Here is a 19259-nt window from a genome sequence, read left to right as displayed (position 1 = left end):
GAGCACTCAACAAACAGGGTTTTCACGAACCGGTGAAAAATTCCGGGCCATGAAAACCCGCATCGCAAGGACACGAGACAGATGACAGAACCCGTCGAGAACAAGGGCTACGCCGGCGACGTGACGCCCGAGCAGGCCGCCCGATGGACCGCCAGCGGAGAGGCCGTGCTGGTCGACGTGCGCACCGACGCCGAGCGCGAATGGGTCGGCTATGTGCCGGGCGCCGTGCCGCTGGCCTGGAAGCAGTGGCCCGGCATGGCGATGAATCCGGCCTTCGACGAAGGCATCCGTGCCGCTGCCGAAGGCGGCAGGAAGCTGGTGCTGCTGTGCCGCAGCGGCGTGCGCTCCATCGCAGCGGCCAAGCGCGCGACAGAGCTGGGCGTGGAGGCCTACAACATCCTCGAAGGCTTCGAGGGCAACCCGGACGAGAACGGCCACCGCGGGCTGACCGGCGGCTGGCGCAAGCGCGGGCTGCCCTGGCGGCAGAACTAGAGAGCCGCTCGTCTCACTCGGCCGTGGCCGGGTCGATCACGCTGTAGACCCGGTCCACGCGGTTGGCAGGGAAGCCGCCGAGCTCCGCGTGCCGGCGCACCAGTGCCTCGTCGGTGGCCTGGTAGACGCAGTAGACACGGTCGTCGGTCACGTAGCTGTGGATCCACTGGATGTCGGTCCCCATGCTGCTGAGCACGCCGCAGGACTTCTGCGAAATGGCCTTCAGGTCCGACGGGGTGAACTTGCCGGCGCCGGGGATGTCTCGCTCGATGACGAATTTGGGCATGGTGGTACTCCTGTCTGGCTGTCAGAATCGGTCGAAGGCGACCAGGTCCTATGGTGCCGGTGCGAAGCCGCCCCGTATTGCCCGCTCCGCCTGACTTGTTGACCGAAACCCCGTCCTCGCTTGCCGGGAGGTGACCATGGATGTCTTGTCGGACGTGCTGCGGACCATCCGCCTCGAGGGCGCGCTGTTCCTCAACGGGGACATGTATGCACCCTGGTGTTTCAAGGTACCCAAGGGTAGGGACATCGCCCAGCTGCTCAGGCCCGGCGCGAACCGGCTGGCCATCTGCCACCTGGTGCTGCAGGGCGAATGCTGGGCCCAGGTCGATGGCGGGGAGCCGATACGGGCGCATGCGGGCGAAGTGATCGCCGCGCTGCACGGCGACTCCCATGTGCTGGGCAGCGGCCTGCACCATGCAGCGGTGGACATGTCGCATGTGGTGAGCCCGCGCGCGCCCGAACTGGAGCGCGTGCGCTATGGCGGTGAGGGAGATCGCACCTTGCTGGTGTGCAGCTGGTTCGCGTACGAGGGCGATGCGCCCAACCCCGTCATGGCGAACATTCCGCGCCTGTTCACCACGCAGCTGCGCAGCAGGCCAGCGGGCCCGTGGATCGAGCAGTCGGTCAACTTCGTGCTGGGCGATGCGGCTTCGCGCTCGCCCGGTTCGGAGATGGTCGCCGCCAAGGTGGCGGAAGTGCTGTTCGCCGAAGTGCTGCGCGGCTACATCGAGTCCGCGCCCGCCAACAACCCCGGCTGGCTGGCGGGCCTGCGCGATCCCCACGTGAGCCGCTGCCTGGCGCTGATGCACGCCGAGCCCGCGCGCAACTGGACGGTGGATGAGCTGGCGCAGGAGACCCACACCTCGCGCAGCGTGCTGGCGGACCGTTTCACCGAGGTGGTGGGCGCGCCGCCCATGCACTACCTGGCGCGCTGGCGAATGATCCTGGCCGCCGGCATGCTGCGCAGGGACCAGTGCAACCTGGCGCGCATCGCCGAAGGCGTGGGCTACGAGTCGGAGGCCGCCTTCAACCGCGCGTTCAAGCGCGAGTACGGCGTGTCGCCAGGGGCCTGGCGGCACAACGGCGCCTGACCCCGGTCTTGCTCAGAGCGCCGGGATGCGCAGCTTCTGCCCCGGATAGATCTTGTCCGGATGCGTCAGCATCGGCTTGTTGGCCTCGAAGATCACGTTGTACTTGTTGGCGTCGCCGTAGTACTTCTTCGAGATGGCCGAGAGCGTGTCGCCGCGCACCACGTCGTGGTACTGGGCGGGCGGCGCGGCGGGGGCGACGAGGTTGTTCTCCACGCTGGTCACGTTCGCCACGTTGCCCGCGGCAAGCGATGCCTTCTCGCTGGCTTCCTGCGACGGCGCCTGGCCCGCGAGGGTGACCACGCCGGTGGCGGCGGTGTAGGTCACTTCCAGTCCCGTGAGGCCGAGGTTCTGCGTCTCGATGTAGGTCTTGATGGCGGCGGCCGCGGCCTGGTTGGCGTCGGGCGTGGCGGCCTGGGCCGACGAGCCGCCGAACAGCTTCTCACCAGCCTCCTTGATGAAACTGAGCAATCCCATGGTTCTCTCCTTGTGCGGTGGTGGGTGGAACCCGCCAATGTAGAGGCGGAAGCCGGCGCGCCTGCGTAGGCCCATGCCGCGTGTGTCAACGACGTGCCAGCCGGAATAACAACAAAGTCGCAATAATCCCGCGCATGTCATCCCCCTTCCTCGCCATCGACATCGGCAACACCCGCCTCAAGTGGGCGCTCTACGACTCGGCCCGCCCCGGCGCCGCGTTGCAGGCGCAGGGTGCCGAATTCCTCGACCACATCGAACGGCTGGCCGACGGCCCGTGGGCCGACCTGCCTTCGCCCGGCTCCATGCTGGGCTGCGTGGTGGCCGGCGACGCGGTCAGGCGCCGGGCCGAGGAGCAGATCGTCGAGCGCTTCGACTGCACGCCGCGCTGGGTGATGTCGAGCGCGGGCGAGGCCGGCATCGTCAACGGCTACGACCACCCCACGCGCCTGGGCGCCGACCGCTTCGTGGCGATGATCGGCGCGCGCCACCGCATGCTGGCTGCCGCGAAGCCGGGGCAGCCGCCGCGGCCGATGGTGGTGGTGCTGATCGGCACGGCCGTGACGGTCGAGGCCATCGACGCCGACGGCAAGTTCCTCGGTGGCCTGATCCTGCCGGGCCACGGCATCATGCTGCGCGCGCTCGAGTCGGGCACGGCGGGCCTGCACGTGCCCACCGGCGAGGTGCGCGAGTTCCCCACCAACACCAGCGACGCGCTGACCAGCGGCGGCACCTACGCCATCGCGGGCGCGGTGGAGCGCATGGTGCAGCACGTGCGCTCGCACTGCGGCGCCGAGCCGGCCTGCTACATGACCGGCGGCGCGGGCTGGAAGATGGCGCCCGTGATGAACGGGCATTTCGAGCTGGTCGAGAGCCTCATCATGGACGGGCTCCTGGTGATTGCCCGCGAGCGGGCTTCGAACTAGACAGAGGCGAAGAGGCTCAGGGGCGCATCAGCGCCTCGGCCATCGCCTGGAACGCCGGCAGCGTGAGCGGGTCGTTCGCGCCGTTGGCCGCCACCGGGTGCGCCGCGTAGCGCACGATCACCATCTCCGCCTTCGGGTCCACGTAGATGCTCTGGCCGTGGATGCCGCGCGCCATGTAGGCGCCGTGCGGGTTGTGCGACACCCACCACATGTCTCGGTACGACCAGCCCTTGAGCAGCGGGTAGCCCGCCTTCACGAACCTGGCCGGGTCGCCGCCGCGCTGGATGTCTTCCACCACCGCCCTCGGAATCGCTTGCTGCCCGTTGGCCGCGCGGCCGCCGTTGCGCATGGTCTCGCCGAAGCGGGCCAGGTCGCGCAGCACGGTGTTGAGGCCGCCGCCGCCCGACTCGGTGCCGATGCGGTCGACCATGAAGTAGGCATCCTGCTCGGCGCCGATGCGGCGCCAGATCTTCTCGCTCAGCAGGTCGGCCAGCGACTGGTTGCTGGCGCGGCGCACGATCCAGGCCAGCACCTCGGCGTTGACCGTCTTGTAGGCGAAGCCGTCACCATGCTCGCCTTCCTTCTTCAGCGTGACGAGAAACTCGTAGAACGACTTCGGGCCCGTGTAGTTCGCGCCCTGCGTGAGCATGCCGCCGGCGCGGGCGTAGTCCCAGATCTCGGCCTTGGGGTCGGCATAGTTCTCGGAGTAGTGCACGCCCACGGTCATGTCCATCACCTGGCGCACGGTGGCGTCGCCGTAGGCGCTGTCCTTGAGTTCGGGGATGTACCTGGTGACCGGCGCGGCCGGGTCCAGCTTGCCCTCGTCCGCGAGGATGGCCGCCAGCGTGCCCACGAAGGACTTGGTGACGGACATTGCGATGTGCGGGCGCTCGGGCGTGAGCGCGCCGAAGTACTTCTCGTAGACCACCTTGCCGCGGTGCATCACCAGGATGCCGTCGGTGTAGGTGCCGGAGATCATCTGGGCGAAGTTCAGCGTCTGCTCGCCGCCCAGGGGCTTGAAGGTGACGGCCTCGATGTCGAAGCGGGCAGGCGCCGAAGGCAGCGGGCTGGCCGCGCCGCTGCCGCGCCATACGTTGGCCGTGGGCACCGTCTCGCGCACGTGCGAGAAGCTCCAGCGCGTGCGCGGAAACACGCCGCCGGCCGGGTTGTCGAAGGTGATGAGCTTGTCTGGCGGGGGCGGGAAGCCCTTCATCCAGCCCATGGCGTCGACCGAGGTGGCGGCGGGGTCGGGCAGCGCGGGAGGCGTGGGCGTCTGTGCGGAAGTGGTGTTCACGGCGAGCAGGGTGAATGCGGCGGCGAGCGCCGTGCGTGCTGGAGAAAGAGGCATGTCGTTGTTCTCGATGAAAGGAGTCAGCGGCCGCTGAAGCGTGCCGGGCGGCGTTCGATGAAGGAGCGCACGCCCTCGGCGGCATCCTCGCTGTTCGACAGGCGCTTCTGCGTCTCGATGAATTCCGACACGGCGGCCAGCGGGCCCTGCTCCACGGCCTTGATCACGTTCAGCCGCGTGGCCACCACCGCCAGCGGTGCCTGCGCCGCGATGCGCTGCGCGATGGCCAGCGCCGCGTCGAGCTCCTGGCCGGCCGGCACCACCTTCTGCACGAAGTTCAGGCGCAAGGCCTCGGCGCTGTCGAACTCGTCGGCCGTGAGCAGGTGCAGCATCGCGTTGCCCACGCCCGCGCGCTCGGCCATGCGCAGCGTGGCGCCGCCCGTGGCCATGATGCCGCGCTGCACTTCCATCTGAGAGAAGCGGCAGTTGTCGGCCGCCACCACGATGTCGGCGCCCAGCATCAGCTCGATGCCGACCGTGAAGCAGATGCCCTTGACCGCCACCACCATCGGCTTGGTGCGGCGGCGGTAGTCGGGCAGGCCGAAGTCGTGCGGCTCCACCAGGCCGGCGGGAATCGCCTTCTCGCCGCGCTTCATGTATTCGGTGACCGCCGGCAGGTCCAGGCCCGCCGTGAAGTGGTCGCCGAAGGCATGCAGCACGCCCACGCGCAGTTCCGGATCGTCGTCGAGCCGGGTGTAGGCCTCGGCCAGCTGCCTGAACATCGGCGGCGTCCAGCCGTTGCGCTTGGCAGGTCGGTTGATGCCGATCAGCAGCACGTGGCCGAGCACCTGGGTGTCGATGCAGCCTTCTGCCGGCGGGGTGGTGGGCGTGGCGGTCATGTGAGCGGTCTCCTTTTCTTGTCTTTTCAAGGAACACCGCGGAACCGGCTTTGCCGGGCCGCTGGTGTTGCCCCCGGTAGGGGGTTGGCGAAGCGACACGAAGTGCGCGAAGACTGGGGGCGAGCCAGTGTCAGTAGGTGTAGACGCCGCGGCCGGTCTTGCGGCCGAGCTGGCCGGCGGCCACCATTTCCTTCAGCAGCGGGCAGGGGCGGTACTTGGAATCGCCGAACTGCTCCAGGTACACCTCCATCACGGCCAGGCACACGTCCAGGCCGATCATGTCGGCCAGGGCCAGCGGGCCGATGGGCTGGTTGCAGCCCAGCTTCATGCCGGCATCGATGTCTTCGGCCGTGGCGATGCCCTCGGACAGCACGAAGAAGGCCTCGTTGATCATCGGCACCAGGATGCGGTTGACCACGAAGCCCGGGGCGTTCTTCACCGTGATCGGCGACTTGCCCAGGCGCTCGGCCAGTTCCTTCACCGTGTCGTGCGTGGCGTCGCTCGTGAGGTAGCCGCGAATGAGCTCCACCAGCGCCATCATCGGCACCGGGTTGAAGAAGTGCATGCCGATGAAGCGGTCGGCGCGCGAGGTGGCAGCGGCCAGCTGGGTGATCGAGATCGACGAGGTGTTGGAGGCGATGATGACTTCGGGCGCCAGCATCTCGTCGACCTGCTTGAGGATCTTGAGCTTGAGCGCGTGGTTCTCGGTGGCGGCCTCGATGACCAGCTGGGCGCTCTTCAGGTCTTCGTAGTTGGTCGAGCCCTTGATGAGCGCCAGCGCGGCGGTCTTCTGCTCGGCGGTGAGCTTTTCCTTCTTGATCAGGCGGTCGAGGCTGCCCGACACCGTGGCGAGGCCCCTGTCGACCGCCGCCTGGGCGATGTCGACCATCACCACCTTCACGCCGGCCACCGCGCAGGCCTGCGCGATGCCGTTGCCCATCGTTCCGGCGCCGATGATGCCTACAGTCTGGATAGCCATGAGAGAACTCCTTGGAGAAAGCAAAAAGAAAAGGGGCGCGCGCGGCGGGCGCCACGGCGAAAGACATCGATTGTGAAGCAGCACCGCGCCCGCGCCGTTCCCGCGTGCGACACCGGCGGCTGCAGGTGGCTTACAGTCCTGCGGTTGCTTTTTCCAGCCTTTTTCGACTCCCGACCATGACCACCCTCGGCACCCCCCTTTCTCCCTCCGCAACCCGCGTGATGCTCCTGGGCTCCGGCGAACTCGGCAAGGAGGTGCTGATCGCCCTGCAGCGCCTCGGCGTCGAGACCATCGCCGTCGACCGCTACGAGAACGCTCCCGGCCAGCAGGTGGCGCACCATGCACGAACCATCACCATGAGCGATCCGGCGCAGCTGAAGGCGCTGATCGAGGCCGAGAAGCCCGCGCTGGTGGTGCCCGAGATCGAGGCCATCGCCACGCCCATGCTGCAGGAGCTCGAAGAAGCCGGCACCGTGCGCGTGATTCCCACGGCCCGCGCCGCCCGCCTGACCATGGACCGCGAGGGCATCCGCCGCCTGGCCGCCGAGACGCTGGGCGTGCCCACCAGCCCCTACAAGTTCTGCGATTCGCTGGCCGAGCTGCAGGCCGCCATCGACGCAGGCATCGGCTACCCCTGCATCGTCAAGCCGGTGATGAGCAGCTCCGGCAAGGGCCAGAGCAAGATCGACGGGCCCGCCGACGTGCAGAAGGCCTGGGACTACGCCATGGCCGGAGGGCGGGTCAGTCATGGCCGCGTGATCGTCGAGGGCTTCATCGACTTCGACTACGAGATCACCCTGCTCACCGTGCGTGCCAAGGACGCCACCGGCGGCGTGCAGACGCAGTTCTGCGACCCCATCGGCCACGTGCAGGTCAGCGGCGACTACGTGGAGAGCTGGCAGCCCCACCCCATGGCGCCCGCCGCGCTCGCGAAGGCGCAGCAGATCGCGCAGGCCGTGACGGCCGACCTGGGCGGCCAGGGCCTCTTCGGTGTGGAGCTCTTCGTGAAGGGCGACGAGGTCTGGTTCAGCGAAGTCAGCCCGCGCCCGCACGACACCGGCATGGTCACCATGGCCACCCAGTGGCAGAACGAGTTCGAGCTGCACGCGCGCGCCATCCTCGGCCTGCCGGTGGACACCTCGCTCAAGAGCCCGGGCGCCAGCGCGGTGATCTACGGCGGCGTGGACGCCGCCGGCATCGCCTTCGACGGCGTGGCCGATGCACTGCGGGTGCCGGGCAGCGACATCCGCCTGTTCGGCAAGCCCGAGAGCTTCACCAAGCGCCGCATGGGCGTGGCGCTGGTGCATGCGGCCGACACCGACACCGCCCGCAAGCTGGCCAAGGAAGCGGCCTCCCTGGTCAAGCCGCGCAAGGCGTAGCCAGTTTCCGCAAGCCGCGCCGCAAGGGCGCGGGCATGGTGCGGGGGCTGCCGGGCCCAGTCGGGTGCGGGTGCGTGCGGATACCGCGGGCGCCCGATGCCTCCCACACTGGACGCTCGCAACGATCCACCGGAGACACCATGCTGCACCCCCAGGCGCGCGCCCTGCTGGACTTCATCGAGGCGCGCGGCATTCCGCCGACGCACACCCTGTCGCCCGCCGATGCGCGGGCCTTCTATCGCGAGCGCCGCACCACCACGCAGCCGATGCCGCCCGAAGTGGCCGAGGTGCGCGACCTCGCCGCCGACGGGCCGCACGGCACCATCCCGGTGCGCCTGTACCGTCCGATGGGCTCCGGCGTGGGGCCTTTGCCGGTGCTGGTGTACTACCACGGCGGCGGCTGGGTCATCGGCGACCTCGACACGCACGACGTGCTGTGCCGCCAGCTGGCCAACGGCGCCGGCTGCGCGGTGGTCGCGGTCGACTACCGCATGGGCCCCGAGCACCGCTTTCCCGCCGCCGTCGACGACGTGCTGGCCGCCACCCGCTGGGTGCGCCGCGAGGCCGCCGCGCTGGGGCTCGATGCGAGCCGGCTCGCGGTGGGCGGCGACAGCGCGGGCGGCAATCTTGCGGCGGTGGTGTCGATCGCCGCGCGCGACGCGGGCGACCTGCCCATCGTCTACCAGCTGCTGATCTACCCGGCCACCGACATGCGGCGCGGCCACGCATCGCACCAGGCCAACGGGCAGGGCTACCTGTTGACGGCGGACACCATCCGCTACTTCCACGACCACTACATCACCGACCCGAAGCACGACCTCGACTGGCGCGCTTCGCCGCTGCTGCACCCCGATCTCTCGACGCTGCCTCCGGCATTGGTGCTCACCGCCGGCTACGACCCGCTGCGCGACGAAGGCGCCGCGTATGCCGAGGCGCTCACGGCCGCCGGCAACAGCGCCGTGTACGTGTGCTTCGAGCGCCAGATCCACGGCTTCGTGCCGATGGGCAAGGTGCTCGACGAAGCCAATGCAGCGGTCGCGCTGTGCGCCGCAGAACTGCGCCGCGCGTTCGCGGCGGCATAGGGGAAAGTCCCCGCGCAAATCGGCGCAAACCCATATCGCGCAGGCGGCCCGCGCCGCTACGATCCAGCCAACAAAGGACGCCGCCACGAAGCGGCAGTCCACCGATGCAGGAGACAAGCACCATGCAGCGAACGAGGACGACGCCGCCGCCCGCGCGCGGTGCCGAGAGGCAAGGCGAACGCCTGATGTGGCTCACGCCGCATCGCGTGTTCTACGCCGGCTTGCTCGGTGCCGCTGCCGAGCGCACGATGGGCGGGCACGGCGTGTACGTGTCGCCCGCTGGCGCGCCGCCCACGCGCATCCGCATCGGCGGCGGGGCCTGGATGAGCGGCGAGTTCATCGTGGTGCCGCCGCACGTGCCGCACGAGGTGGAGACCGCGCATCCGCTGATCTTCAATCTGCTGATCGAGTCGGAATCGGTCGACCCCGCGCGCATGCCGGCTTTCCTGCAGCACTGCGGCCCGGTGGAGGCGCCGGCCTTCGTGCAGCGCGTGCGCGATGCCCATGCGAACCTGCTCGCGGCCTCGGCGCGCGGCATGAACTTCGAGGGCTTCGACTTCGACACCATGTTCTTCGGCGAGCCGCTCGCGCAGCGCGCGCTCGACGCGCGCATCCGCAAGGTGGCCGACGCCATCAACGCCGACCCGGCCTCGCCGGCCTCCGCGGAGGAGTGGGCGGCTTCGGTGCACCTGTCGTTCTCGCGTTTCCTGCACCTGTTCAAGCAGGAGACCGGCATGGCCTTCCGCGCCTTCCGGGCCTGGAAGCGCGCGCGCAGCCTGCTGCGCTACGTGCGCCAGAGCAGCACGCTGACCGACATCGCGCTCGACACCGGCTACCCCGACTCCACGCACTTCAGCCATTCGATCCGCCAGGTCTACGGCCTCAAGCCCAGCGACATCGTGGCCGGCTCGCGCCGCCTCGTGCTGCACGACGCGGCCGGCGGCAGCGGCGGCTTCACCCGGCAATGAACGCGGCGGAACAGAGTCCATGCAGATTCTCCAGCTGCTGCTGTCGGGCATTGCGCAAGGCTGCATCTACGGCCTGATCGCGCTGGGCTTCGTGCTCATCTACAAGGCCACCGAGACGGTGAGCTTCGCGCAGGGCGACCTGATGATGCTCGGTGCCTTCGGCGCGTTCGCGGGCATGTCGCTGTTCGGCATGCCGTTCTGGCTCGCGGCCATCCTCGCGGTGGTGGCGATGGCGGCCTTCGGCGTGCTGCTGGAGCTGGTGGTGATACGGCCCATCCTCGGGCAGCCGCAGTTTTCCATCGTGATGCTGACCATCGGCATCGCCTACGTGGCGCGCGGGCTCGTCACCATGGTGCCGGGCATCGGCACCGAGACGCACACGCTGGCCGTGCCCTACAAGGACCAGATCTGGAAGCTGGGCGAGCTGGTGGTGAACCTGGAGCAGTTCGTGATCATCGTGGCCACCGCCATCCTGTGCGGCCTGCTGTTCGCGATGTTCCGCTACAGCAAGCTGGGCATCGCGATGCAGGCCTCGTCGCAGAACCAGCTCGCGGCCTACTACATGGGCATTCCGGTGAAGCGCCTCAACGGGCTGGTGTGGGGGCTCGCGGCGGCGGTGGCGGCCATCGCGGGCATGCTGCTGGCACCCATCACCTTCGTGCACGCGAACATGGGCTTCATCGGGCTGAAGGCCTTTCCGGCGGCGGTGGTGGGGGGCTTCGGCAGCCTGCCGGGCGCGATCGTCGGCGGGCTGGTGATCGGCATCGTCGAGTCGTTCGCCGGGTTCTATCTGCCCGACGGCTTCAAGGACACGGCGCCGTACATCGTGGTGCTGCTGATGTTGATGATCAAGCCGAACGGATTGTTCGGCGAGAAGCTGCGCAAGAAGGTTTGAATCCCATATGCGCTTCATCTTCAAGACCAGCTACGACCAGGACATCCGCCTCGCCCGCCACGGCGGCCATGTGTTCTGGTACGGCCTGCTGGTGGCCTTCCTGCTCGCCGCGCCTTGGATCATCGACGAGTACTGGCTCGCGCAGCTGACCTTCGTGCTGATCTACGGCATCGTCGGCCTCGGGCTGATGCTGCTGGCGGGCTTCACGGGGCAGTTCTCCATCGGGCACGCGGCCTTTCTCGGCGCGGGTGCGTACACGCAGGGCGTGCTGACGAACGTCGGCGTGCCGTTTCCGCTGGCGCTTGTCGCGGCCGCTGCGCTGTCGGCGGCGGTGGGCGTGGTCGTGGCGTTGCCGGCGCTGCGGGTGAAGGGCATCTACCTGGGCATCGCGACGCTGTCCTTCGGCTTCATCGTCGAGGAAGTGTTCGCGCGCTGGGAGAGCATGACGGGCGGCAACGCCGGCCTGCACGTGAAGTCGCCGCAGCTCTTCGGCTGGTCGCTGGGCTCGGGGGAGGGCTTCTACTTCCTGTGCCTGGTGGTGGCGGTGCTGGCGACGCTGGGCATCCTGAACCTGCTGCGTTCGCCGACCGGGCGTGCCTTCGTCGCCATCCGCGATTCGGAGATCTCGGCGCAGAGCATGGGCATCCACCTGGCGCGCTACAAGACGATGTCCTTCGCGATCTCGGCCGCGCTCGCCGGGCTGGGCGGCGCGCTCTATGCGCACAAGCTGAGCTTCATCTCGCCGGACCAGTTCAGCATCCTGCAGTCCATCGACCTGCTGCTGATGGTGGTGATCGGCGGGCTGGGCTCGGTGCACGGCGCGTTCCTGGGCGCGATCTTCCTGATCGCGATGCCCCAGCTGATCTCCATCGGCAAGGACTGGCTGCCCGAAGCCATCGGACAGGCGCCAGGCCTGCAGGGGCTGGTGTACGGGCTGGTGCTGATCGCCTTCGTGCTGTTCGAGCCGCTGGGGCTGTACGGGCGCTGGCTGAAGATCCGCACCTGGCTGCAACTCTTCCCGTTCTACCGCAAGGGCCTTTTCAAGCGGCAGAAGTCCTTCACCAAGTCGGATCGGCTGAGATGAGTGGCGGCGACATTCTTCTTTCGGCCAAGGAGCTGAGCGTGCGCTTCGGCGGCGTGCTCGCGGTCAACAAAGTGAGCTTCGACGTGCGCCGCGGCGAGGTGTTCACGCTGATCGGGCCGAACGGCGCGGGCAAGACGACGGTGTTCAACCTCATCAGCCGCATCTACACGCCGACCACCGGCGCGATCGAGTGGCATGGCGAGCCGGGCGGGCCACTCGCGCTGACGCAGCAGGCGCCGCACGCCATCGCGGCGCTGGGCATTGCGCGCACCTTCCAGAACATCGAGCTGTTCGAGCATGCGACGGTGCTGCACAACCTGCTGATCGGTCGCCACACGCATCGGCAGACGGGCTTCTGGAGCGAGGTGTTCTTCACGCCGGCCACGCGGCGTGCGGAGATCGCGGCGCGCGAGAAGGCCGAGCAGGTGATCGACCTGCTGGACCTTCAGCACCATCGCGACTCGATGGTGGCGGGCCTGCCCTACGGCGTGCGCAAGGTGGTGGAGCTGGCGCGCGCGCTGTGCACCGAGCCCAAGCTGCTGCTGCTCGACGAGCCTTCCTCCGGCCTCAATGTGGAGGAGACGGCGGACATGGCGTTCTGGATCCAGGACATCCAGCATGAGCTGGGTGTGTCGGTGCTGATGGTCGAGCACGATATGTCGCTCGTGTCGAAGGTGTCGGACCGGGTGCTCGCCATGAACCAGGGCGAGGTGCTTGCTACTGGCTCTCCGGGGGAAGTGCAGGCCGATCCTCGTGTTGTCGAGGCCTACCTCGGCACGGTGGACGACGTGAGCAGCCTGAGGAGGGTGGCGGCATGAGCGACATCGTTCTCCAGCTGATGAACGTCGAGAGCGCCTATGGGCCGATCAAGGCCATCAGGGGCGTGAGCCTGAAGGTCCGCAAGGGCGAGATCGTGACGGTGCTCGGCTCGAACGGTGCGGGCAAGACGACGATCCTCAAGACCATCTCCGGGATCATCGATCCGCGCAAGGGCAGCATCGAATTCCAGGGTGCGGACATCACCGCTAAGGACCCGGCCTACATCGTGCAGCAGGGCCTGAGCCACGTGCCCGAAGGGCGCGAGGTGTTCCCGCTGCTGTCTGTGAAGGACAACCTCCTGATGGGCTCCTACACCCGCAAGGACCGCGACGGCGTGGCGCGCGACATCGAGACGGTCTACGGCTACTTCCCGATCCTGCGCGAGCGGGCTGCGCAGGACGCGGGCCTGCTGTCGGGCGGGCAGCAGCAGATGCTGGCGATCTCGCGCGCGATCATGGCGGCGCCGCATCTCATCCTGCTGGACGAGCCCAGCCTCGGCCTGAGTCCGAAGCTGACGAAGGAGATCTTCGAGATCGTGGTGCGCATCAACCGCGAGCGCGGCCCCACGATCCTGCTGGTGGAGCAGAACGCCAACATGGCGCTCAACGCGGCCGACCACGGCTACGTGCTGGAGAACGGCCGCATCGTGATGGAAGACTCCTGCGAACGCCTGAGGGAGAAGGAGGACATCAAGGAGTTCTACCTCGGCATGAAGGACGACGGCGTGCGCGGCGAGCGGCGCTGGAAAAAGAAGAAGACCTGGAGGTAGCAGCCATGCAGCAAGGACTCTGGGACCTGAACACCTTCGCGCCCAAGCTCGACGTGGTCGTGCCCGGCGACACCATCCCCGCGATGTTCTGGAACGCGGTGAAGCAACGCGGCGACAACACCTGGATGCGGCAGAAGAAGCTCGGCATCTGGCGCAGCTGGAGCTGGCACCAGACGGCCGACGCGGTGCGCGAGATCGCGGCGGGGCTGCAGGCCATCGGCTTCGCGCCGGGGGAGTGCGCGTCGATCCTGTCGAACACCGTCATCGAATGGGTGCTCGCCGACCTGGCGGTGCTCAGCTGCGGCGGCGTCTCCAACGGCATCTACCCGACCGACGCGGCCTCTCAGGTGCACTACCTGTGCGAGGACTCTCGCACCACCGTGCTCTTCGTGGAGGACGACGAGCAGCTCGACAAGGCGCTCGAGGTGCGCGCCGGCCTGCCCGGGCTGCGCCGCGTGATCGTATTCGACATGGAGGGCCTGCGCGAGCTCGACGACGCGGGCGTGATGAGCCTCGACGCGCTGCGCGCCCTCGGCCGCGAGCGCCTGGCCGCCGACCCGCAGGCGGTGGAGCGCACGGTCGCGGCCTGCCGCCCGGAGGACCTGGCCATCCTCGTCTACACCTCGGGCACCACCGGCAAGCCCAAGGGCGCGATGCACAGCCACGCGGGGCTGGTGTACACGGCGCGCGGCTACAACACGCTGGTGGCGCAGGACGACAAGGACGAGCGCATGTGCTTCCTGCCGCTGTGCCACATTGCCGAGCGCATGGGCGGCGAGTATTTCGCGATGTACACCGGCTCGATCCTCAACTTCGTCGAGAACCCGGAGACGGTGCCCGAGAACGTGCGCGAGATCGCGCCCACCGTGTTCACGGCGGTGCCGCGCGTTTGGGAGAAGTTCTATTCGGGCGTGATGATCGCGCTGAAGGAGGCCGGCCCGCTGCAGCAGGCGGCCTACAAGTGGAGCATCGGGGTGGGCGGGGAGATCGCCGATCGCGTGCTGGCCGGCCGGCCCGTGGGGGCAGCGCTGAAGCTCAAGTTCAGGCTGGCGCGCGCGCTCGCGCTGGACAACGCGCGCAAGCTCATCGGCATCCACCGCTCGCGCTTCCTGGTGACGGGCGCGGCGCCCATCTCGCCGGAGCTGGTGAAGTGGTACCTGGCGCTGGGCGTGCCGATGCTGGAGGTGTGGGGCATGACCGAATCCTGCGGCGCCTCCACCGCCGTGCCGGCCGCGCGCATCAAGCCGGGCTCGATCGGGCCGGCCACCAGTTACAACGAGGTGCGCGTCGACCCGTCCACCGGCGAGATCCTGGTGCGCGGCCCCAATGTGTTCATGGGCTACCTCAACCTGCCGGAGAAGACGGCCGAGACCATCGACGCCGACGGCTGGCTGCACACCGGCGACGTGGGCGTGATGGACGAGGACGGGTATTTCCGCATCACCGACCGCATGAAAGACATCATCATCACCGCGGGCGGGAAGAACGTGACGCCCAGCGAGCTGGAGAACGAACTCAAGTTCAGCCTCTACATCACCGATGCGGTGGTCATCGGCGACAGGAGGCCCTACCTCACGGTGATCGTCATGATCGACCAGGAGAACGTCGAGAAATTCGCGCAGGACAACGACGTGCCGTTCAGCAACTACGAGAGCCTGACGCGCGCCAAGGAAGTGCAGGACCTGATCCAGGGAGAGATCGACCGCGTCAACGCCAAGTTCGCGCGCGTGGAGCAGATCAAGAAATTTTTCCTGCTGGAGACGCAGCTCAGCGCCGAGGACGAGGAGCTGACGCCGACGATGAAGCTCAAGCGCAAGCTGGTGCAAACGAAATACGAGCAGCGCATCGAGGCCATGTACCGCTGACCGGCATTGCAGATCCGTTTTTTTCGCCAACCCGAGGAGACAACCGCATGAAGCTCAAGACACTGACGACGCTGGCCGTGCTGGGACTGACCGCGACGCTCGCGTCCGCGCAGCAGCAGGGCGTGAGCAAGGACGAGATCCGCATCGGCACCATCCAGGACCTGTCGGGTCCGCTCGCGGGCTTCGGCAAGCAGGCGCGCAACGGGATGCAGCTGCGCGTCGACGAGCTCAACGAGCAGGGCAACGTCAACGGCCGCAAGCTCAAGCTCTTCGTGGAGGACTCGGGCTACGACCCGAAGAAGGCGGTGCTGGCGGCGCAGAAGCTGGTGAACCAGGAGAAGATCTTCATCATGGCCGGCCACATCGGCACGGCGCAGAACATGGCGGCGATGCCGGTGCAGTTCGACAAGAACGTCATCAACTACATGCCCATCACCGCGGCGCGCGAGATGTACGAGCCGCTCAACCGCCTGAAGTATTCGTTCGCCGCCACCTACTACGACCAGATCCGGCTGGCGCTGCCGAAGATGATCAAGGACAAGGGCGCCAAGAAAGTCTGCACCATCTACCAGGACGACGAGTTCGGCCTGGAGGTGCAGCGCGGCGCCGAGGCGGGCCTGAAGGCGGCGGGCATGGAGCTGGCCGAGAAGACATCGTTCAAGCGCGGCGCCACCGACTTCAGCTCGCAGGTCGCGAAGATGAAGGCCGCCAACTGCGACCTCGTGGTGCTCGGCACCATCATCCGCGAGACCATCGGCACCGTGGGCGAGGCACGCAAGACCGGCTTCAACCCGACCTTCCTGGGCTCCAGCGCGGCCTATACCGACCTGATCCACAAGCTCGGCGGCAAGGCGATGGACGGCGTCTACGCCACCATGACGGTGCAGAACCCCTACACCGACGAGCAGTCGCAGCCGCTGCGCTTCTGGGCCAACAAGTACAAGACCAAGTTCAACGAGGACCCGACAGTGTTCTCGGTGTACGGCTACGTGATCATCGACTCGTTCATCAAGGCCGCCACCAAGGCCGGCCCGAACCTCACGACCGACAGCTTCATCAAGGCCATGGACAGCATGACCTTCGAGCCCGACATGTTCGGCAGCCCGAAGAGCACGTACACGGCCACCAAGCGCCTCGGGAACGATCAGTCCCGCCTCTCGCAGATCAAAGACGGGAAATGGGTCGTGGTTTCGGACTATGTGACACCGTAATCCGGCACTCCCCCATGCTTCGCGCACTTCGTGTCGCTGCGCACACCCCCTCGCCGGGGGCAACACCTGCGGCCCGGCAAAGCCGGTTCCGCGGTGTTCCGCGATGAAGGCATGCAGGTTGGTCGAGGTTTATATTCGCGGCGAACTTCTACGCTGAAGAGCCCGCAATGCCCCAGTACTGGTTGATGAAATCCGAGCCCGACGAGGTCTCGATCGACGATGCGCTCGCCGCGCCCGATGCCACCGTGGCCTGGACCGGCGTGCGCAACTATCAGGCTCGCAACTTCATGCGCGACGGCATGAAGGTCGGCGACGGCGTGCTGTTCTATCACTCGAGCTGCCCGGAGCCGGGCATCGCCGGCATCGCGCGGGTGGCCTCGGGCATCAAGCCCGATCCGACGCAGTTCGACGCGAAGTCGCCGTACTACGACGCGGCGTCGAAGAAGGACGATCCGCGCTGGCTGCTGGTGGACGTGCAGGCGCTTCGCAAGACGCGCCTGCTGGCGCTGCCCGAGTTGCGCGCCAGGCCCGAGCTGGCCGACCTGATCGTGCTGCGCAAGGGCAACCGGCTGTCGATCACGCCTGTGGAGCCGGCGCAGTGGAAGATCATCGAGAAGATGCTGGCCTGAACCGGCCGCAGGCTTTTCAGCCGAGCTTGTTCAGGATCGGGAACAGCTTGCCGAGCCCGTCGGCCATCACCTCGACCGCGAGCGCGGCGAGGATCAGGCCCATCAACCGCGTCATGATGTTGATGCCGGTCTTGCCCAGCACGCGCGCGATCGGCTGCGCGAGCGAGAAGGCCAGGGCGGTGGCCAGCGCCACCACCACGCCGTAGCCGACCAGGATCGCGAGCTCCCACAGGTGCTGCGCCTTGTCGGCGTAGATCACCACGGTGGAGATGGTGGCCGGCCCGGTGAGCAGCGGAATGGTGAGCGGCACCACCGCGATCGACGCGCCCATCGACGCCTTCACCTCGGTGGCGCGCAGCTCCTCCACGTTGGTCTTGCTCTCGGCCGGCTTGGCGTTGAGCATCGACAGCGAACTCATGAGCAGCAGCAGCCCGCCGCCGACCTGGAAGCTCGCGATGGAAATGCCGAAGAAGGACAGCAGCTGCAGCCCCAGCAGCGCGCTCACCGCGATGACCACGAAGGCGCTGAAGGCCGACATGCGCACCGTGTGGCGGCGCTGCGCGTCGCTGTAGCCCTGCGTGTAGTGGATGAAGAAGGGCACGATGGCCAGCGGGTTGACGATGGCCACCAGCGTGACCAGCGGCTTGATCAGGTCCATCGACGTGCTCATGCTCAACGGCCTCCGGTGACGTCGAGCAAGGCCGTGGTGGTGTAGCTCGCCTCGGGCGACAGCAGCCACAGGATGGCGCCGGCGATCTCCTCGGCGGTGCCGGTGCGCTTCATCGGCACCGTGGGCGCGAGCTCGAAGGCGCGGTCTGGCAGGCCGCCGGAGGCGTGGATCTCGGTATCTATCAGGCCGGGGCGCACCGCGTTGACGCGGATGCCTTCCTCCGCCACTTCCTTGGCCAGGCCGATGGTGAAGGTGTCGATGGCGCCCTTGCTCGCGGCGTAGTCGACGTACTGGCCCGGCGAGCCCAGCCGCGCGGCGCCGCTGGAGATGTTGACGATGGCGCCGCCCGAGCCGCCATAGCGCGTGCTCATGCGCCGCACCGCCTCGCGCGCGCAGACGAAGCTGCCGATCACGTTGATGCGGAACATGCGCTCCAGCCGGGCGACGCTCATCTCGTCGACGCGCGCCATCTGGTCGACCACGCCTGCGTTGTTGACCAGCGCGGTGAGGCGGCCGAAGCGCGCGTCGACCTTCTGGAACATGGCGATGACCTGCGCCTCGTCGCCCACGTCGGCCTGCACGGCCATGGCGTTGCCGCCGCCGTCGCGGATGGTGCGCACCACCTCGTCGGCGGCCAGTGAATTGGTGGCGTAGTTGACGGCCACCGCGTAGCCGCGGCTGGCGGCGAGCAGGGCAGTGGCCGCGCCAATACCGCGGCCGCCGCCCGTGATCAATAGCACCTGGTCCAAAACCTACCTCCTGCAGAGAAACTGCGTGTCAGTTAAAACGACTGGCTTGGATTACATCATCGGGGCATGCACATGAGCACCGGCAAGACCATCGACTACTACTTTGCACCCCAGAGCCCGTGGACCTACTTGGGGCATTCCCGCTTCGAGGCGATCGCCGCGGCCGCGGGCGCCACGGTACGGGTACGGCCCATCGACATGGGCAGCGTGTTCCCGGTGTCGGGCGGGCTGCCGCTGGGCAAGCGGGCGCCGCAGCGGCAAGCCTACCGGCTGGTCGACCTGGCGCGCTACTCGAAACACCTGGGGCTGCCGCTGAACGTCAAGCCGAAGTTCTTCCCGGTGGCCAGCGACGACGCGGCGCGCGTCATCATCGCGGTCGACATGCACGACGGCACCGAGGCCGCCATGCGCATGTGCGCGGCGGTGTTCCAGGCCGTGTGGGTGCAGGAGCGCAACATCGGCGACCCGAAGGTGCTCGACTCGCTGGTGGTCGAATGCGGGCTGTCGCCCAAGCGCGGCGAGCAGTCGCAGAGCCAGGCGGTGCAGGAGCGCTACGAGGCCTATACGCAGGAGGCCATCGACATCCAGGTGTTCGGTGCGCCCAGCTACGTGATCGACGGCGAGATTTTCTGGGGGCAGGACCGTCTCGACTTCGTCGAGCGCGCGCTGCGCCCGTAACCCCGGCATCCCTTCTTTTCTTCGGATGCC

At 67.8% G+C, this 19259-nt stretch carries 21 protein-coding genes; 14 read left to right on the top strand and 7 right to left on the bottom strand.

Annotated features, from left to right (window positions below):
* Positions 1-81: 81 nt before the first annotated feature.
* A complete protein-coding gene (locus tag ABL843_RS29100; RefSeq protein ID WP_126025491.1) occupies positions 82-492 on the top strand; it encodes a rhodanese-like domain-containing protein in 411 nt (136 codons plus the stop codon).
* Between the two features lie 13 nt (positions 493-505).
* Here ABL843_RS29100 and ABL843_RS29095 read toward each other — a convergent pair whose 3' ends face one another.
* Positions 506-778 carry a DUF4242 domain-containing protein gene (locus ABL843_RS29095; RefSeq protein WP_184639758.1) on the bottom strand — a complete coding sequence of 91 codons (273 nt, stop codon included), beginning with the start codon at positions 776-778 and terminating at the stop codon, positions 506-508.
* A gap of 136 nt (positions 779-914) precedes the next feature.
* Here ABL843_RS29095 and ABL843_RS29090 point away from each other — a divergent pair, with 136 nt between their 5' ends.
* Entirely contained in the window at positions 915-1868 is a 954-nt protein-coding gene (locus tag ABL843_RS29090) for an AraC family transcriptional regulator (protein ID WP_418118238.1), read from the top strand.
* A 12-nt stretch (positions 1869-1880) separates the two neighbouring features.
* Here the strand turns inward: ABL843_RS29090 and lysM are convergent, their stop codons facing one another.
* A complete protein-coding gene (lysM, locus tag ABL843_RS29085; protein WP_418118237.1) occupies positions 1881-2342 on the bottom strand; it encodes a peptidoglycan-binding protein LysM in 462 nt (153 codons plus the stop codon).
* Positions 2343-2476: 134 nt separating this feature from the next.
* Here lysM and ABL843_RS29080 point away from each other — a divergent pair, with 134 nt between their 5' ends.
* Entirely contained in the window at positions 2477-3265 is a 789-nt protein-coding gene (locus tag ABL843_RS29080; RefSeq protein WP_126025495.1) for a type III pantothenate kinase, read from the top strand.
* Between the two features lie 16 nt (positions 3266-3281).
* Here the strand turns inward: ABL843_RS29080 and ABL843_RS29075 are convergent, their stop codons facing one another.
* The 3 genes from ABL843_RS29075 to ABL843_RS29065 all read right to left on the bottom strand — a co-directional run bounded on the left by ABL843_RS29075 (position 3282) and on the right by ABL843_RS29065 (position 6431).
* Positions 3282-4613 (bottom strand): serine hydrolase domain-containing protein, encoded by a 1332-nt coding sequence (locus ABL843_RS29075; RefSeq protein ID WP_418118236.1) that lies wholly within the window; start codon positions 4611-4613, stop codon positions 3282-3284.
* A gap of 23 nt (positions 4614-4636) precedes the next feature.
* On the bottom strand, positions 4637-5452 hold the full coding sequence (locus ABL843_RS29070; protein WP_126025497.1) for a crotonase/enoyl-CoA hydratase family protein: 816 nt from the start codon (positions 5450-5452) through the stop codon (positions 4637-4639).
* A 130-nt stretch (positions 5453-5582) separates the two neighbouring features.
* Positions 5583-6431: a 3-hydroxybutyryl-CoA dehydrogenase gene (locus ABL843_RS29065; RefSeq protein ID WP_418118235.1), complete on the bottom strand. Its 849-nt coding sequence runs from the start codon at positions 6429-6431 to the stop codon at positions 5583-5585.
* A 176-nt stretch (positions 6432-6607) separates the two neighbouring features.
* Between ABL843_RS29065 and purT the strand changes: the two genes are divergently transcribed.
* The 10 genes from purT (at position 6608) to ABL843_RS29015 (ending at position 17132) form a co-directional block, all read left to right on the top strand.
* Complete coding sequence (gene purT, locus ABL843_RS29060) at positions 6608-7810, top strand: formate-dependent phosphoribosylglycinamide formyltransferase (RefSeq protein WP_418118234.1); 1203 nt, start codon at positions 6608-6610, stop codon at positions 7808-7810.
* Between the two features lie 140 nt (positions 7811-7950).
* The gene (locus ABL843_RS29055) at positions 7951-8892 is read left to right on the top strand and encodes an alpha/beta hydrolase (protein WP_418118233.1); all 942 of its coding nucleotides are present in this window, start codon (positions 7951-7953) and stop codon (positions 8890-8892) included.
* Between the two features lie 122 nt (positions 8893-9014).
* The gene (locus tag ABL843_RS29050) at positions 9015-9860 is read left to right on the top strand and encodes a helix-turn-helix domain-containing protein (protein ID WP_184639764.1); all 846 of its coding nucleotides are present in this window, start codon (positions 9015-9017) and stop codon (positions 9858-9860) included.
* A 19-nt stretch (positions 9861-9879) separates the two neighbouring features.
* The gene (locus tag ABL843_RS29045) at positions 9880-10755 is read left to right on the top strand and encodes a branched-chain amino acid ABC transporter permease (RefSeq protein WP_019657793.1); all 876 of its coding nucleotides are present in this window, start codon (positions 9880-9882) and stop codon (positions 10753-10755) included.
* 7 nt (positions 10756-10762) lie between these two features.
* The gene (locus ABL843_RS29040) at positions 10763-11839 is read left to right on the top strand and encodes a branched-chain amino acid ABC transporter permease (protein ID WP_418118232.1); all 1077 of its coding nucleotides are present in this window, start codon (positions 10763-10765) and stop codon (positions 11837-11839) included.
* Positions 11836-12657 carry an ABC transporter ATP-binding protein gene (locus ABL843_RS29035; protein WP_126025502.1) on the top strand — a complete coding sequence of 274 codons (822 nt, stop codon included), beginning with the start codon at positions 11836-11838 and terminating at the stop codon, positions 12655-12657. Before ABL843_RS29040 ends, ABL843_RS29035 begins: the two co-directional genes overlap by 4 nt.
* Positions 12654-13427 carry an ABC transporter ATP-binding protein gene (locus tag ABL843_RS29030; RefSeq protein ID WP_418118230.1) on the top strand — a complete coding sequence of 258 codons (774 nt, stop codon included), beginning with the start codon at positions 12654-12656 and terminating at the stop codon, positions 13425-13427. Before ABL843_RS29035 ends, ABL843_RS29030 begins: the two co-directional genes overlap by 4 nt.
* A 5-nt stretch (positions 13428-13432) precedes the next feature.
* Positions 13433-15292: an AMP-dependent synthetase/ligase gene (locus tag ABL843_RS29025; protein WP_418118229.1), complete on the top strand. Its 1860-nt coding sequence runs from the start codon at positions 13433-13435 to the stop codon at positions 15290-15292.
* A gap of 47 nt (positions 15293-15339) precedes the next feature.
* On the top strand, positions 15340-16503 hold the full coding sequence (locus ABL843_RS29020; RefSeq protein ID WP_418118228.1) for an ABC transporter substrate-binding protein: 1164 nt from the start codon (positions 15340-15342) through the stop codon (positions 16501-16503).
* A 167-nt stretch (positions 16504-16670) separates the two neighbouring features.
* Positions 16671-17132 (top strand): EVE domain-containing protein, encoded by a 462-nt coding sequence (locus ABL843_RS29015; protein WP_418118227.1) that lies wholly within the window; start codon positions 16671-16673, stop codon positions 17130-17132.
* A gap of 16 nt (positions 17133-17148) precedes the next feature.
* Here the strand turns inward: ABL843_RS29015 and ABL843_RS29010 are convergent, their stop codons facing one another.
* Both ABL843_RS29010 and ABL843_RS29005 read right to left on the bottom strand, forming a co-directional pair.
* Positions 17149-17802, bottom strand: a complete 654-nt coding sequence (locus ABL843_RS29010) for a MarC family protein (RefSeq protein ID WP_019657800.1) — start codon at positions 17800-17802, stop codon at positions 17149-17151.
* Positions 17803-17804: 2 nt separating this feature from the next.
* Positions 17805-18551, bottom strand: coding sequence for an SDR family oxidoreductase (locus ABL843_RS29005; protein ID WP_126025507.1), 747 nt, complete (start codon positions 18549-18551; stop codon positions 17805-17807).
* A 72-nt stretch (positions 18552-18623) separates the two neighbouring features.
* Between ABL843_RS29005 and ABL843_RS29000 the strand changes: the two genes are divergently transcribed.
* A complete protein-coding gene (locus ABL843_RS29000) occupies positions 18624-19229 on the top strand; it encodes a 2-hydroxychromene-2-carboxylate isomerase (protein WP_126025508.1) in 606 nt (201 codons plus the stop codon).
* Positions 19230-19259 lie beyond the last annotated feature (30 nt).

The sequence above is a fragment of the Variovorax sp. 350MFTsu5.1 genome (assembly GCF_048302515.1).
GTDB lineage: Bacteria > Pseudomonadota > Gammaproteobacteria > Burkholderiales > Burkholderiaceae_C > Variovorax > Variovorax guangxiensis.
The sequence above is the reverse complement of the archived record's forward strand: the minus strand, read 5'-3'. Positions and strand labels throughout refer to the sequence as shown.

Excerpts from the sequence above, each read along its gene's own strand:
- ABL843_RS29100 (WP_126025491.1), top strand. The coding sequence starts at position 82 with ATGACAGAACCCGTCGAGAACAAGGGCTACGCCGGCGACGTGACGCCC.
- ABL843_RS29095 (WP_184639758.1), bottom strand. The coding sequence starts at position 778 with ATGCCCAAATTCGTCATCGAGCGAGACATCCCCGGCGCCGGCAAGTTC.
- ABL843_RS29090 (WP_418118238.1), top strand. The coding sequence starts at position 915 with ATGGATGTCTTGTCGGACGTGCTGCGGACCATCCGCCTCGAGGGCGCG.
- lysM (WP_418118237.1), bottom strand. The coding sequence starts at position 2,342 with ATGGGATTGCTCAGTTTCATCAAGGAGGCTGGTGAGAAGCTGTTCGGC.
- ABL843_RS29080 (WP_126025495.1), top strand. The coding sequence starts at position 2,477 with ATGTCATCCCCCTTCCTCGCCATCGACATCGGCAACACCCGCCTCAAG.
- ABL843_RS29075 (WP_418118236.1), bottom strand. The coding sequence starts at position 4,613 with ATGCCTCTTTCTCCAGCACGCACGGCGCTCGCCGCCGCATTCACCCTG.
- ABL843_RS29070 (WP_126025497.1), bottom strand. The coding sequence starts at position 5,452 with ATGACCGCCACGCCCACCACCCCGCCGGCAGAAGGCTGCATCGACACC.
- ABL843_RS29065 (WP_418118235.1), bottom strand. The coding sequence starts at position 6,431 with ATGGCTATCCAGACTGTAGGCATCATCGGCGCCGGAACGATGGGCAAC.
- purT (WP_418118234.1), top strand. The coding sequence starts at position 6,608 with ATGACCACCCTCGGCACCCCCCTTTCTCCCTCCGCAACCCGCGTGATG.
- ABL843_RS29055 (WP_418118233.1), top strand. The coding sequence starts at position 7,951 with ATGCTGCACCCCCAGGCGCGCGCCCTGCTGGACTTCATCGAGGCGCGC.
- ABL843_RS29050 (WP_184639764.1), top strand. The coding sequence starts at position 9,015 with ATGCAGCGAACGAGGACGACGCCGCCGCCCGCGCGCGGTGCCGAGAGG.
- ABL843_RS29045 (WP_019657793.1), top strand. The coding sequence starts at position 9,880 with ATGCAGATTCTCCAGCTGCTGCTGTCGGGCATTGCGCAAGGCTGCATC.
- ABL843_RS29040 (WP_418118232.1), top strand. The coding sequence starts at position 10,763 with ATGCGCTTCATCTTCAAGACCAGCTACGACCAGGACATCCGCCTCGCC.
- ABL843_RS29035 (WP_126025502.1), top strand. The coding sequence starts at position 11,836 with ATGAGTGGCGGCGACATTCTTCTTTCGGCCAAGGAGCTGAGCGTGCGC.
- ABL843_RS29030 (WP_418118230.1), top strand. The coding sequence starts at position 12,654 with ATGAGCGACATCGTTCTCCAGCTGATGAACGTCGAGAGCGCCTATGGG.
- ABL843_RS29025 (WP_418118229.1), top strand. The coding sequence starts at position 13,433 with ATGCAGCAAGGACTCTGGGACCTGAACACCTTCGCGCCCAAGCTCGAC.
- ABL843_RS29020 (WP_418118228.1), top strand. The coding sequence starts at position 15,340 with ATGAAGCTCAAGACACTGACGACGCTGGCCGTGCTGGGACTGACCGCG.
- ABL843_RS29015 (WP_418118227.1), top strand. The coding sequence starts at position 16,671 with ATGCCCCAGTACTGGTTGATGAAATCCGAGCCCGACGAGGTCTCGATC.
- ABL843_RS29010 (WP_019657800.1), bottom strand. The coding sequence starts at position 17,802 with ATGAGCACGTCGATGGACCTGATCAAGCCGCTGGTCACGCTGGTGGCC.
- ABL843_RS29000 (WP_126025508.1), top strand. The coding sequence starts at position 18,624 with ATGAGCACCGGCAAGACCATCGACTACTACTTTGCACCCCAGAGCCCG.